The sequence below is a fragment of the Streptomyces sp. NBC_00989 genome, from assembly GCF_045162655.1.
GTDB lineage: Bacteria > Actinomycetota > Actinomycetes > Streptomycetales > Streptomycetaceae > Streptomyces.
Genome location: NZ_CP108728.1, coordinates 2387700 through 2401614, shown reverse-complemented (window position 1 = coordinate 2401614; position 13915 = coordinate 2387700). Strand labels below are relative to the sequence as shown.

10 protein-coding genes are annotated in these 13915 nt (G+C 69.1%); 2 read left to right on the top strand and 8 right to left on the bottom strand.

Annotation, left to right across the window (positions count from 1 at the left end):
* Nucleotides 1-6: 6 nt before the first annotated feature.
* From gnd to tkt, 6 genes are read right to left on the bottom strand one after another with little or no spacing between them, the layout of a single operon-like run.
* Nucleotides 7-882 (bottom strand): phosphogluconate dehydrogenase (NAD(+)-dependent, decarboxylating), encoded by an 876-nt coding sequence (gene gnd / locus OG714_RS10410; protein WP_406120046.1) that lies wholly within the window; start codon nucleotides 880-882, stop codon nucleotides 7-9.
* Between the two features lies 1 nt (nucleotide 883).
* Entirely contained in the window at nucleotides 884-2551 is a 1668-nt protein-coding gene (gene pgi, locus OG714_RS10405) for a glucose-6-phosphate isomerase (protein ID WP_406120045.1), read from the bottom strand.
* The gene (opcA, locus tag OG714_RS10400) at nucleotides 2544-3479 is read right to left on the bottom strand and encodes a glucose-6-phosphate dehydrogenase assembly protein OpcA (protein ID WP_406120044.1); all 936 of its coding nucleotides are present in this window, start codon (nucleotides 3477-3479) and stop codon (nucleotides 2544-2546) included. Before opcA ends, pgi begins: the two co-directional genes overlap by 8 nt.
* The gene (gene zwf, locus OG714_RS10395) at nucleotides 3476-5101 is read right to left on the bottom strand and encodes a glucose-6-phosphate dehydrogenase (protein WP_406120043.1); all 1626 of its coding nucleotides are present in this window, start codon (nucleotides 5099-5101) and stop codon (nucleotides 3476-3478) included. The genes opcA and zwf overlap by 4 nt, the downstream gene beginning before the upstream one ends.
* A complete protein-coding gene (tal, locus tag OG714_RS10390; protein WP_406120042.1) occupies nucleotides 5098-6243 on the bottom strand; it encodes a transaldolase in 1146 nt (381 codons plus the stop codon). The genes zwf and tal overlap by 4 nt, the downstream gene beginning before the upstream one ends.
* Nucleotides 6244-6262: 19 nt before the next feature.
* The gene (tkt, locus tag OG714_RS10385) at nucleotides 6263-8338 is read right to left on the bottom strand and encodes a transketolase (RefSeq protein ID WP_406120041.1); all 2076 of its coding nucleotides are present in this window, start codon (nucleotides 8336-8338) and stop codon (nucleotides 6263-6265) included.
* 146 nt (nucleotides 8339-8484) lie between these two features.
* Here tkt and OG714_RS10380 point away from each other — a divergent pair, with 146 nt between their 5' ends.
* A complete protein-coding gene (locus tag OG714_RS10380; protein WP_406120040.1) occupies nucleotides 8485-9384 on the top strand; it encodes a helix-turn-helix domain-containing protein in 900 nt (299 codons plus the stop codon).
* 78 nt (nucleotides 9385-9462) lie between these two features.
* Nucleotides 9463-10572: a hypothetical protein gene (locus OG714_RS10375; protein WP_406120039.1), complete on the top strand. Its 1110-nt coding sequence runs from the start codon at nucleotides 9463-9465 to the stop codon at nucleotides 10570-10572.
* Between the two features lie 49 nt (nucleotides 10573-10621).
* Here the strand turns inward: OG714_RS10375 and OG714_RS10370 are convergent, their stop codons facing one another.
* Nucleotides 10622-12025 carry a glycoside hydrolase family 16 protein gene (locus OG714_RS10370; protein WP_406120038.1) on the bottom strand — a complete coding sequence of 468 codons (1404 nt, stop codon included), beginning with the start codon at nucleotides 12023-12025 and terminating at the stop codon, nucleotides 10622-10624.
* Between the two features lie 457 nt (nucleotides 12026-12482).
* Nucleotides 12483-13727 carry an Ig-like domain-containing protein gene (locus OG714_RS10365; protein WP_406120037.1) on the bottom strand — a complete coding sequence of 415 codons (1245 nt, stop codon included), beginning with the start codon at nucleotides 13725-13727 and terminating at the stop codon, nucleotides 12483-12485.
* Nucleotides 13728-13915 lie beyond the last annotated feature (188 nt).

The following is a 13915-nucleotide window of genomic DNA, read 5'->3' as shown; positions in this document are numbered from 1 at the left end:
GCGCGCCTACTTGGACTCGACGGCGTGACCGCCGAACTGGTTGCGCAGCGCCGCGATCATCTTCATCTGCGGCGAGTCGTCCTGCCGCGACGCGAACCGCGCGAAGAGGGAGGCCGTGATCGCGGGCAGCGGCACCGCGTTGTCGATGGCCGCCTCGACAGTCCACCGGCCCTCGCCGGAGTCCTCCGCGAAACCGCGCAGCTTGTCCAAGTGCTCATCGCCGTCAAGGGCGTTGACCGCCAGGTCGAGCAGCCACGAGCGGATGACGGTGCCCTCCTGCCAGGAGCGGAACACCTCCCGCACGTCCGTGACGGAGTGGACCTTCTCCAGCAGCTCCCAACCCTCGGCGTACGCCTGCATCATGGCGTACTCGATGCCGTTGTGAACCATCTTCGAGAAGTGCCCGGCGCCGACCTTGCCGGCGTGCACGAAGCCGAACTCGCCCTCCGGCTTGAGCGCGTCGAAGATCGGCTGCACCTTCGCGATGTTCTTGACGTCGCCGCCGACCATCAGCGCGTAGCCGTTCTTGAGGCCCCACACGCCGCCGGAGACGCCCGCGTCGACGAAGCCGATGCCCTTGGCACCCAGCTCCTCGGCGTGCTTCTCGTCGTCCGTCCAGCGGGAGTTGCCGCCGTCCACGATGACGTCGCCGGGCTGGAGCAGCTCGCCCAGCTCGTCGACGACCGACTGGGTCGGGGCGCCGGCCGGGACCATCACCCATACCGTGCGCGGCGCTTCGAGCTTGTCGACCAGTTCGGCGAGGCTCTCGACGTCGGTCACTTCGGGGTTGCGGTCGTAGCCGATGACGGTGTGGCCCGCGAGGCGGATGCGCTCGCGCATGTTGCCGCCCATCTTGCCGAGGCCGATCAGTCCGAGCTGCATGTCAGTTCACTTCCTGAGAATCCTGGGAATTACGGAGCGTCCGGTAGGTGGCCACGAGCGCGGCGGTGGAGGAGTCGAGACCGGGCACGTCGGCGCCCTCGCTCAGGGCGGGTTCGACGCGCTTGGCGAGGACCTTGCCCAGTTCGACGCCCCACTGGTCGAAGGAGTCGATGTTCCAGACCGCGCCCTGGACGAACACCTTGTGCTCGTACAGCGCGATGAGCTGCCCGAGCACCGAGGGGGTCAGTTCGCGGGCCAGGATCGTGGTCGTGGGGTGGTTGCCCTTGAACGTCTTGTGCGGCACCAGCTCGTCCGGCACACCCTCCGCGCGCACCTCGTCCGGTGTCTTGCCGAACGCCAACGCCTGTGTCTGGGCGAAGAAGTTGGCCATCAGCAGGTCGTGCTGCGCCTTCAGCCCCTCGCTCAGCTCGGCGACCGGGTTCACGAAGCCGATGAAGTCCGCCGGGATCAACTTCGTGCCCTGGTGGATGAGTTGGTAGTAGGCGTGCTGCCCGTTCGTGCCGGGCGTACCCCACACCACCGGGCCGGTCTGCCACTCCACCGGATTACCGTCCCGGTCCACCGACTTGCCGTTGGACTCCATGTCCAGCTGCTGCAAGTAGGCGGTGAACTTGGAGAGATAGTGCGAGTACGGCAGTACCGCGTGCGACTGTGCGTCGAAGAAGTTGCCGTACCAGACGCCCAACAGCCCAAGGAGCAGCGGCGCGTTGGCCTCGGCGGGCGCGGTGCGGAAGTGCTCGTCGACGAGGTGGAAACCGTCGAGCATCTCGCGGAAACGGTCCGGGCCGATGGCGATCATCAGCGACAGTCCGATGGCCGAGTCGTACGAGTAGCGTCCGCCGACCCAGTCCCAGAACTCGAACATGTTGTCCGTGTCGATGCCGAAGTCCGACACCTTCCCGGCATTCGTCGACAGCGCCACGAAGTGCTTCGCCACGGCCTTGTCGTCGCCACCGAGACCCTCAAGCAGCCACGTCCGGGCGGACGTCGCGTTGGTGATCGTCTCGATCGTGGTGAACGTCTTCGACGCGACGATGAACAGCGTCTCCGCCGGGTCCAGGTCGCGGGTCGCCTCGTGCAGGTCGGCGCCGTCCACGTTCGACACGAACCGCACCGTCAACGACCGGTCGGTGAACGCGCGGAGCGCCTCGTAGGCCATCGCCGGACCCAGGTCCGAGCCGCCGATGCCGATGTTGACGACATTGCGGATACGACGGCCCGTGTGGCCGGTCCACTCGCCGGAGCGGACGCGGTTCGCGAAGCCGGCCATCTTGTCGAGCACGGCGTGCACTTGGGGCACCACGTTCTCGCCGTCGACCTCGATCACCGCGTCACGCGGGGCGCGCAGCGCGGTGTGCAGGACCGCGCGGTCCTCGGTGACGTTGATCTTCTCGCCCCGGAACATGGCATCGCGGAGGTCGAACACGCCGGTGGCGGTGGCCAGTTCCTGGAGCAGGGCGAGGGTCTCGTCCGTGATCAGGTGCTTGGAGTAGTCGATGCGCAGATCGCCGACGGTGACCACGTACCGCTCCGCGCGCCCCGGGTCCGCCGCGAACAACTCACGCAACTGCGGGTGCAGTTGACCCGCGCGGTGGTCCTCCAGCGCGGCCCACTCCGGTCGCCGGGTGAGCTTGGGGGAGTCAGACATGAGAAGGGGTCTCCTTGGTGCCCTCGGCCCGGAGGGCGATGGCGTACATCTCGTCGGCGTCGAGGCGCCGCAGCTCCTCGGCGATCAGTTCGGAGGTCGTGCGGACCTTCAGCGCGAGGGTGCGGGACGGCTGCCCGGGCAGGGACAGCGTGGCCAGCGGGCCCTCGGGACGGTCGATGACGACCTCACCGGCCCCGGTGCCGAGGCGGACGGCCGTGATGACCGGCCCCGCGGTGACCACGCGGTCGATCTTCACCTTGAGGCGTGCCTCCAGCCAGCGGGCCAGCAGCTCGGCGGCCGGGTTGTCGGCCTCGCTCTCCACCGCACCCGAGGTGATCTTCGACTTGGCCTGGTCCAGGGCCGCCGCCAGCATCGAGCGCCACGGGGTCAGCCGGGTCCAGGCGAGGTCGGTGTCGCCGGGCGCGTAGGCACGGGCACGGGAGTCCAGGGCCTCGATGGGGTTCGCCGCCGCGTACAGGTCGGTGATCCGGCGCTGCGCGAGGGCGCCCAGCGGGTCCTTCGCCGGGACCGCGGGAGCCTCCGCCGGCCACCACACGACGACCGGTGCGTCCGGCAGCAGCAGCGGCAGCACCACGGAGTCGGCGTGGTCGGACACCTCGCCGTAGGTCCGCAGCACGACCGTCTCGCCGGTGCCGGCGTCGGTGCCCACCCGGACCTCGGCGTCGAGGTGCGAGTTGGTGCGGTCGCGCGGGGTGCGGGCGTGCCGCTTGATGACGACCAGGGTGCGCGAGGGGTGCTCGTGCGAGGCCTCCTCGGCCGCCTTGATCGAGTCGTAGGCGTTCTCCTCGTCCGTGACGATGACCATCGTCAGGACCATGCCCACGGCAGGGGTGCCGATGTCGCGGCGACCCTGCACCAGCGCCTTGTTGATCTTGCTTGCCGTGGTGTCGCTCAGGTCGATCTTCATGGCCTGCGCCAGCTCCGTCCGTCTCGTGCGAGCATCTCGTCCGCCTCCTCGGGACCCCAACTGCCCGAGGAGTACTGCGCGGGCTTGCCGTTCTGCGCCCAGTACTCCTCGATCGGGTCGAGGATCTTCCAGGACTCTTCCACTTCCTGGTGGCGCGGGAACAGGTTGGCGTCGCCGAGCAGCACATCCAGGATGAGCCGCTCGTACGCCTCCGGGCTCGACTCCGTGAACGACTCGCCGTAGGCGAAGTCCATGGACACGTCCCGGATCTCCATCGAGGTGCCCGGCACCTTGGAGCCGAACCGGACCGTCATGCCCTCGTCGGGCTGCACGCGGATGACGATCGCGTTCTGGCCCAACTCCTCGGTGGCGCTGGAGTCGAAGGGGGAGTGCGGGGCGCGCTGGAACACCACCGCGATCTCCGTCACGCGCCGCCCGAGCCGCTTGCCGGTGCGCAGGTAGAAGGGGATGCCCGCCCAGCGGCGGTTGTCCACCTCCAGCTTGACGGCCGCGTAGGTGTCGGTCTTCGACTGCGGGTCGATGCCGTCCTCCTGGAGGTAGCCGACGACCTTCTCGCCGCCCTGCCAGCCCTCCGCGTACTGCCCGAACACCGTGTGCTCGCCCAGCTTCTCGGGCAGCCGCACCGACTTCAGCACCTTGAGCTTCTCGGTGAGCAGCGCCTCCTCGTCGAAGGCGATCGGCTCCTCCATGGCGGTGAGCGCCATCAGCTGAAGCAGGTGGTTCTGGATGACGTCACGGGCCGAACCGATGCCGTCGTAGTAGCCGGCGCGCCCGCCGATGCCGATGTCCTCGGCCATCGTGATCTGGATGTGGTCGACGTAGGACCGGTTCCAGATGGGCTCGTACATCTGGTTGGCGAAGCGCAGCGCCAGGATGTTCTGGACGGTCTCCTTGCCGAGGTAGTGGTCGATGCGGAACACCTGGTCCGGGTCGAACACCTCGTGCACGATCTTGTTCAGCTCGCGCGCGCTCTTCAGGTCGCGCCCGAACGGCTTCTCGATGACCGCGCGCCGCCAGGAACCCTCGGCGGCCGTCGCCAGGCCGTGCTTCTTCAGCTGCTGGACGACCTTCGGGAAGAACTTCGGCGGTACGGAGAGATAGAACGCGTAGTTACCGCTGGTACCCCGGGACGTGTCCAACTCGTCGACGGCCGCGCGCAGTTGCTTGAACGCCGTGTCGTCGTCGAAGTCGCCCGGGATGAACCGCATGCCCTCGGCGAGCTGCTGCCAGACCTCCTCGCGGAACTCGGTCCGGGAGTGCTCGCGCACCGAGTCGTGCACCACCTGCGCGAAGTCCTGGTCCTCCCAGTCCCGCCGGGCGAACCCGACGAGTGAGAAGCCCGGCGGCAGCATGCCGCGGTTGGCCAGGTCGTAGACGGCCGGCATCAGCTTCTTGCGGGACAGGTCTCCGGTGACCCCGAAGATGACCAGCCCGGACGGGCCCGCGATACGGGGGAGCCGGCGGTCGCGGGGGTCACGCAGCGGGTTGTCCCAGTCGGCGGCCAGGGCGTCGGTGAGTTCCTCGACGGTCAGTGCCTGCACCGCCGCTTCGGCAGCATCGGCTGCTTCGGCCGGTTTCGTTCCGGGAAGTTCCTCGGTCATTCCCCGTCGACCCCCTTGCCGCTCAGCGACTTCGCGACGGCGTCCAGCAGGTCCTGCCAGGCCACCTCGAACTTGGCGACGCCCTCGTCCTCCAACTGCTTGACGACGACGTCGTACGAGATCCCGAGCCGTTCTACGGCGTCCAGGTCGGCGCGGGCCTGCGCGTAGCCGCCGGTCACCGTGTCGCCGTGGATGTCACCGTGGTCGGCGGTGGCGTTCAGCGTCGCCTCCGGCATGGTGTTGACCGTGCCGGGCGCGACCAGCTCGTCGACGTACAGGGTGTCCTTGTACGACGGGTCCTTCACGCCGGTCGAGGCCCACAGGGGGCGCTGCTTGTTGGCCTTCGAGCCCGCGAGAACGGTCCAACGGTCCGAGGAGAAGACGTCCTCGTACGCCTCGTAGGCGAGCCGCGCGTTGGCGAGCGCCGCCTTGCCCTTGAGGGCGAGAGCCTCGTCCGTGCCGATCGCGGTGAGGCGCTTGTCGATCTCGGAGTCGACGCGGGAGACGAAGAAGGAGGCCACGGAGTGGATGGTCGCCAGGTCGATGCCCGCGGCGCGTGCCTTCTCCAGGCCGGCCAGGTAGGCGTCCATGACCTCGCGGTAACGCTCCAGGGAGAAGATCAGCGTGACGTTGACGCTGATGCCCTCGCCGATGACCTCGGTGATCGCCGGGAGACCAGCCTTCGTCGCCGGGATCTTGATCATCACGTTGGAACGGTCCACCAGCCAGGAGAGCTGCTTGGCCTCGGCGATGGTCGCCTTGGTGTTGTGGGCGAGGCGCGGGTCGACCTCGATGGAGACCCGGCCGTCCCGGCCGTCGGTCGCGTCGTAGACCGGGCGCAGGATGTCGGCGGCGGCGCGGACGTCGGCGGTGGTCATCATCCGTACGGCCTCTTCGACCGTCACCTTGCGCACGGCCAGGTCGGCGAGCTGCTCCTCGTAACCCTCGCCGGAGCCGATGGCGGCCTGGAAGATGGAGGGGTTGGTGGTGACACCGACGACGTTCCTGGTGTCGACGAGTTCGGCGAGGTTGCCGGACTCGATCCGCTTGCGCGACAGGTCGTCCAGCCAGATGGAGACGCCCTCGTCGGACAGGCGCTTGAGAGCTCCCGCGGTGGCGGTCACTTCGGTCACTGTGATCATCTTCTTTCTGGCGATCGGATCAACCGCGCGCGGCGGCGAGGGATTCCTTGGCAGCTGCGGCGACGTTCTCGGCGGTGAAACCGAACTCGGCGAACAGGGTCTTTGCATCGGCGGAGGCGCCGAAGTGTTCGAGGGAGACGATGCGTCCTGCGTCACCCACGAACCGGTACCACGTGAGACCGATCCCGGCCTCGACCGCAACGCGGGCCTTCACGGACGGCGGAAGGACGCTGTCGCGGTACTCGCGCGATTGCTCCTCGAACCACTCCACGGACGGCATCGACACCACCCGGGTGCCCACGCCCTCCGCCTCCAACTGCTCGCGCGCCTCGACGGCGAGGTGGACCTCCGAACCGGTCGCGATGAGCACGACGTCCGGGGTCCCGGTGGAGGAGTCCTTGAGGACGTAACCGCCGCGCGAAGCATCGGAGTTGGGCTCGTACGTCGGCACACCCTGACGGGTCAGGGCGAGGCCGTGCGGGGCGGGCTTCGTGGCGTGCCGCTTGAGGATCTCGGCCCAGACGATCGCGGTCTCGTTGGCGTCGGCCGGGCGCACGATGTTCAGGCCCGGGATCGCGCGCAGCGAGGCGAGGTGCTCGACCGGCTGGTGCGTGGGACCGTCCTCGCCCAGACCGATGGAGTCGTGGGTCCAGACGTACGTCACCGGGAGCTGCATCAGCGCGGAGAGGCGGACGGCGTTGCGCATGTAGTCGGAGAACACCAGGAAGGTGCCGCCGTAGACACGCGTGTTGCCGTGCAGCGCGATGCCGTTCATCTCGGCCGCCATCGAGTGCTCGCGAATACCGAAGTGGATCGTACGGCCGTACGGGTCGGCCTCCGGCAGCGGGTTGCCCTTCGGGAGGAAGGACGACGTCTTGTCGATCGTGGTGTTGTTCGAGCCGGCCAGGTCGGCGGAACCGCCCCACAGCTCGGGCAGGACCGGTCCAAGCGCCTGGAGGACCTTGCCGGAGGCGGCGCGGGTGGCGACGGAGGAGCCCGCTTCGAAGACCGGCAGGGACTGCTCCCAGCCCTCGGGGAGCTGACCGGCGACGATGCGGTCGAAGAGCTTCGCGCGCTCGGGCTGGGCGCCGCGCCACTTGTCGAGCTGCTTGTCCCACGCGGAGTGCGCCTCGGCACCCCGGTCCAGGGCCTGGCGGCTGTGCGCGATGACGTCGCCCGCGACCTCGAAGGACTTCTCCGGGTCGAAGCCGAGGACGCGCTTGGTGGCGGCGATCTCCTCGGCGCCGAGCGCGGAACCGTGCGAGGCCTCGGTGTTCTGGGCGTTTGGAGCGGGCCAGGCGATGATCGTGCGCATCGCGATGATCGAGGGGCGCTCGGTCTCGGCCTGCGCCGCCCTCAGCGCCGTGTACAGCGCGTGGGGGTCGATGTCGCCGTCGGCGGAGGGCTCGATGCGCTGGGTGTGCCAGCCGTAGGCCTCGTACCGCTTCAGGACGTCCTCGGAGAAGGCGGTCGCGGTGTCGCCCTCGATGGAGATGTGGTTGTCGTCGTAGACGAAGACCAGGTTGCCGAGCTGCTGGTGGCCCGCGAGGGAGGAGGCCTCGGCGGAGATGCCCTCCTCCAGGTCGCCGTCGGAGACGATCGCCCAGACGGTGTGGTCGAAGGGCGACTCGCCCTCGGGGGCCTCGGGGTCGAACAGGCCGCGCTCGTAGCGGGCGGCCATCGCCATGCCCACCGCGTTCGCGACGCCCTGTCCGAGCGGTCCTGTCGTGGTCTCCACACCGGCCGTGTGCCCGTACTCGGGGTGACCAGGCGTCTTCGAGCCGTGCGTCCGGAAGGCCTTCAGGTCGTCCAGCTCCAGCTCGTACCCGGCGAGGTACAACTGCGTGTACAGCGTCAGCGAGGTGTGACCGGGGGAGAGGACGAAGCGGTCACGACCGGTCCACTCGGGATCCGCGGGGTCGTGACGCATCACCTTCTGAAAGATCGTGTACGCGGCGGGAGCCAGGGCCATCGCGGTGCCCGGGTGACCGTTGCCGACCTTCTGGACCGCGTCAGCGGCCAGAATGCGGGCGGTGTCGACGGCTCGACGGTCGAGATCGGTCCACTCGAAGCTGTCAGGTGTGTGCGCGTTCATCTTCAAGAAGTCCTCGGTAAGAGCGGAAGAACTGCTCGGACGTCTTCAAATCTAAAAGTCTGACTTTTACGAGGGAAGGTGCCGGTGTGCCAGCCTGTGGTGAAAGTGGGACACCGGCAGCGACGCTGAGGCGGCACGAGAAGGACATGACGGACAGAACTATCCAAGACGTCGGCGGTGACGGCGACGTGATCAGAACGTTTCCCTTCCCTGTCGATCTGAGTGTCTGCGGCGTCGGCATGCAGGTCGGCCCAATGGGCAGCGACCACACCTGGCACGCCGACGCACCCCTGCACCGCGTCCACCGCATCGACTTCCATGTGGTGATGCTCTTCTCCGGCGGCCCGGTCCGCCACATGATCGACTTCGCCGAGTACGAGGTGGGCGCCGGCGACGTCCTGTGGATCCGCCCCGGCCAGGTCCACCGCTTCTCCCGCACCAGCGAGTACCGCGGCACCGTCCTGACCATGCAGCCCGGCTTCCTGCCCCGCGCCACGGTCGAGGCGACGGGCCTCTACCGCTACGACCTCCCGCCCGTCCTGCACCCCGACGAGCCCCGGCTCGCCGCACTGCGGTCCTCGCTCGCCCAGCTGCGACGCGAGTACGAGGACACGGAGACGCTCCCGCTCAGCCTGCACACCTCGGTCCTACGACACTCCCTCACGGCGTTCCTGCTGCGCCTGGCGCACCTGGCGGCGAGCTCGGCCGAGGACGCGGCCCGGCAGGCCGACACGACGTTCACCCTCTTCCGGAACGCCGTCGAGAAGGGCTTCGCCACCAACCACAGCGTCAGCGCCTACGCCGACGCCCTCGGCTACTCCCGCCGCACCCTCGTCCGCGCGGTCCGCGCCGCCACCGGCGAGACCCCCAAGGGCTTCATCGACAAGCGGGTCGTCCTGGAGGCGAAACGGCTGTTGGCCCACACGGATCTGCCGATCGGCAGGGTGGGCGCGGCAGTTGGGTTCCCCGACGCGGCGAACTTCTCCAAGTTCTTCCACCAGCACACGGACGTGACGCCGGCGGGGTTTCGGGCGGAGCTGCGCTGAGGGCTCGCTGACAGGCGGCGACGGGGGAGCAGTGGACCGGGGTCGCTAACCTTGGACGCCTTCGGGGGAGAGAGACGTATGAACGATGTCTGGTCCGCGCTGTTCGAGGGCTCTCAGCCCGACGAGCGTGTCGCCAAAGGGTGGTTGTCGGGTCTGGCGCTGAACAGGGCAGCCCCCGTTGAGGTGTTGGTCGGTCTCTTCGACGCCGGAGAAGCGAGCTTTCTGTACCGCGCGGATCTTCCCGCCGGCGTTCTGGACGCGGCCGTGGCCCATCCGTCGAGGAGTGTCTGGGGCAGGGCCGCGGAGAGCGGGAGGCTCTCGCGCGATCAGTGGGACCGGCTCCTGGCCGCCACCGCGGGGCTGCCCGTTCACGAGCTGCTGGCCGAGATGGCGGACGAGCAGGACGACTACCGACGACGCGGCGCGCGTATCGGCGTGGCCCGCGCGCCGTCCCCCGAGTCCCGCCCGCCTGCCACACCGGCCGGGATCGCCGCCATGGCGGACACCGTCCCCGACATCCCGGCGGACGACCGTAGTTACGCCCTCTGGTGGGTCGCCGCCCTGCACGACGACCCGGCCGCCATGCGGCAACTGGCCTCGTCCGCCAAGCTGTTGATCCGTCGCAGCGTGGCCCGCGCCGTGCGCCTTCCCCCTGACGTCGTGGACCTGCTGGCCCGCGACGAGGACCGCGTCGTACGGCTCTTCCTCACCGAGTCCTGCGACGACGCCCCCGCTGACCTGCTCCTCGACGTGTGGACCTGGTGGTCCGGCAGCTTCTCGTTCCCCGGCCGCCCCCGCAACCATCCCAACTTCCCCCGCGACGGCCTGCTGCGCTTCGCCGACGACCCCCGGCCGCGCCTGCGTCTTCTCGCGCTCGACGATCCCGCGTCGGACGACGACCTCGTCGAGCGGTTCAGCCGCGATCCCGACAATGAGGTGCGAGGGCGGGCGGCGGGCGATCCGCGGCTGTCCCCCGACTCCGCGGCCAGGCTGACCCAGGACACCGCCTGGGAGGTGTGTCACCCGGCCCGGCGAAACCCGGCCCTGCCCCCGGCGTCCCTGGTGTCGCTGCTCCTCGACGAAGGCAGCGCTCTGGACGCCGCCCAGAACCCGGCCCTCCCCGTGCCCGTCATGCACCGCATGATCGCGTCGGCGGGAAAGGAGAAGGGGCCCCACGCGCACGCGTGAAGCCCCCTTCTCCCGTGGGGAGTTCGGATTTTCCCGTGGGGAGTTGGGATCAGTGGCCGAAGTCGAACCAGTTGACGTTCACGAAGTCCGCCGGCTGGCCGCTGCTGAAGGTGAGATAGACGTCATGGGTGCCGGTGACCGAGCTGATGTTCGCGGGCACCGTCCTCCACGACTGCCAGCCCCCGGTGTTGGCCAGCGCGAAACTGCCGATCGGGGTCGCGGTGGGGCTGTCGAGGCGTACCTGGACCAGACCGCTGACGCCGCTCGCGGCACCGCTGGCGACCCGGGCGTAGAACTGGGTGGCCGCCGTGGAGCCGAAGGTGACGCCTTTGTAGAGGGCCCAGTCGCCGTTGGCTATCGAGCCGATGTCCTGGCCGCCGCCCGTGTCCGTGGTGGTCTCGGCGATGGTGCCGGACTGGCTGTCGTAGGACTCGGCCTGGATGGCGCTGTAGGCGTCCCGGCTGCCGGTCGGCGGGGTCGTGGTACCGCTCCCACTGCCCGCGGCCTGGAGCACCTGGACGTAGTCCACCGTCATCGGGTGGTTCGGGTCGGTGGCGCTGGTGGGGCCGCCACCGAACGCGTCGGGGAAGCCGCCGCCCATCGCCACGTTCAGGATGATGAAGAAACCGTGGTTGGTGGCGTTGGCCCAGGTCGTCGCGTCGACCTGACTGGCGTTCACCGTATGGAAGTTGACGCCGTCGAGGTAGAAGCGGATCTGCTCGGGGCTCGTCGACCTGTCCCACTCCATGGCGTACGTGTGGAAGCCGGCCTGACAAGTGGTCCCGGTGCAGGCGGTGTTGCCGCCGATCCCGCTCGTCTCGTTGCAGGGACCACCCGGGTTGGTGCCGCAATGCACGGTCGCCCAGTCGGTGTTGAGACCCTGGACGTTCTCCATCACGTCCAACTCGCCCACGCTGGGCCAGTTCTGGTAGTTGCCCCGGTACGGCGCGCCCAGCATCCAGAACGCGGGCCAGTAGCCGAGCGCGGACGAGCCGGTGACGTTGGGGAGTTGGATGCGGGCCTCGACGCGGAGCTTCCCGCCGGCCGGCGGCTGGAAGTCGGTGCGGTTGGTCTCGATACGGCCCGAGGTCCAGTTGCCGGCGGCGTCCCGGCGCGGGGTGATCAGCAGGTTGCCGTTGCCGTCGAGCGCCACGTTGTTGGTGGAGGAGGTCATCGTCTCGACCTCGCCGGTGCCCCAGTTGGCGGCGCCGCCCGGATATGAAGTCCCGGTGTCGTACTGCCAGTTGGTGGTGGACACGCCGGTGCCCGCGGAGCCGTTGAAGTCGTCCAGGAAGACCTGCGTCCAGCCCGCCGGGGGTGTGGGCGCGGACGCGTTCGCGGGCAGGGTGAAGGCCGTGGCGGTGGCGGCCGCCAGGCCGAGGGTGCTGAGGACGGCGATCAGGACGCGCCGGAGCGGACGGGGTCTGCGCTGCGTGCCGGAGGTTTCACTCATGGGTGCCTCTCGGATACGGAGTGGGGGTGCGGGTGCGTGCCATACCTGCCTGAGAGCGCTCTCACGCAGTGGGTGCGCGGTCAATGTGCTCTCAGCCACTCCGGGCGTCAAGAGGTGAAGCCGTGAAAGTCCTTTCGCTGTACGGGAGTTCAGGCGATGAATGCGGTGAATGGGGAGGTTTCCGAGGGGTGTCGCCGGTGGGGACCGGCGCAGGCGGCGGTGGGCGCCGCCGGGACCGGTGCGCGCTGCGGGGACCGGAACGCGCTGCCGGGATCGGAGCGCGCTGCCGGGATCGGTGCGCCCGGGGCTGGAGGGCGCTGCGGGGACGAGAGGGCGCCGCAGGGGCCAGGCCCGGCGGAGACCAGAGTGCGCCGCCGGGACCCGTGCGCGCTGCGCCGGGAGGCTGGAGGGCGCTGCCGGGATCGGAGCGCGTCGCCGGGCCGGAGGGCGTCGGGGGCTAGACCGCGCTGCCCGCTTTCCAGTCCGCCCAGGACAGGTTCCAGCCGTTGAGGCCGTTGTCCGCCGCGACGGTCTTGTCGCCGGAGTTCTTCACGATGACCACGTCGCCGAGCATCGAGCTGTCGTAGAACTTGTAACCCGGCACCGAGGTGTCGTTCGCGCCCTTCGCGTCGTGCAGGCCGACGCAGCCGTGGCTGGTGTTCTGGTTGCCGAACACCGAGGTGGACGCCCAGTAGTTGCCGTGCACGAAGGTGCCGGAGGTGGTGAGGCGCTGGGCGTGCGGGACGTCGGAGATGTCGTACTCGTCGCCGAGCCCGACCGTCGAGGACTCCATGCGGGTCTGCTTGAACCGCTCGCTGATCACCATGATCCCGGACCAGGTGGTGTGCTGGGCGTTGCCGCCGCTGACCGGGTAGGTCGCGAGGGTCTTGCCGTCCCGCTTGACGACCATCTCCTTGCTGGACAGGTCGACCGTGCTGATCTGCTCGCGGCCGATGTCGAAGGTGACGTCCTTGGACTGGACGCCGTAGATGCCGTCCTGCCCCTCTATGTCCTTCAGGCGGAGGCTGAGCGTGATCTTCGTGCCGGCCGCCCAGTACGTCTCGGGGCGGAAGTCGAGCCGGGTGTCGCTGAACCAGTGGCCGACCACCTCGACGGCGGGCTCGGCGGTGACCGTGATCGCCTTCTGGACGGCGGCCCGGTCCTTGACCGCGTGCGTGAAGTTGATCGACACGGGCATGCCGACGCCGGAGGTGGAGTTCGCCTCGGGCGTGAAGTAGCCGACGAAGGTCTCGCCGGGCGACTTGGTGGTGAAGGTCGCGGTCTTCGCGGCGGCGCCCTGCGCCTGCGCCGCGACCGTGTACTTCGTGCCCGAGTACGGGTTCTTCGCGGACGTCCACTTCGTCTTGGCGTCGTTGAACGTCCCGGCCAGCGTGGAGCCGTCGTTGCCGGTCACCTTCACCGTGGCGAGCGTGCCGTCGGTCACGCTGACCGTGACCGGGGTGGTGAAGCCGGCCTTCTTGGTGCCGTCCGCGGGCAGGACCGTGACGGTCGGCACCTTCGCGGCCTTCACGGCCGCGGTCGCCGACGAACCACCCGACGAGGAGCCCTCCGCGGCGCCCGCCGAACCGCTGCAACCGGTCAGAACGGCGGCCGGCACCACCCCGAGCACGGCGAGGACCCCACGACGGGACCACCTCTCCGACGTCTCCTCGGACCGGTTGGATATGTGCGACACGCCCACAGCACGCCTTCCTCCGCATGTCGCGCACACCCCCTGGCCGTACGCGACGAGATCACCAGTGCCGTTGCATCCTGCGCCACTTCCATGGGGTGAGTCTTTGAATCCCAGGGGCTCCACCTGAGATTCCTGTGAAGAGAGCCTGAAAGAAGGCCTGAAACCACGGTTGCCGGACGCTTCCCGAGTGTGAA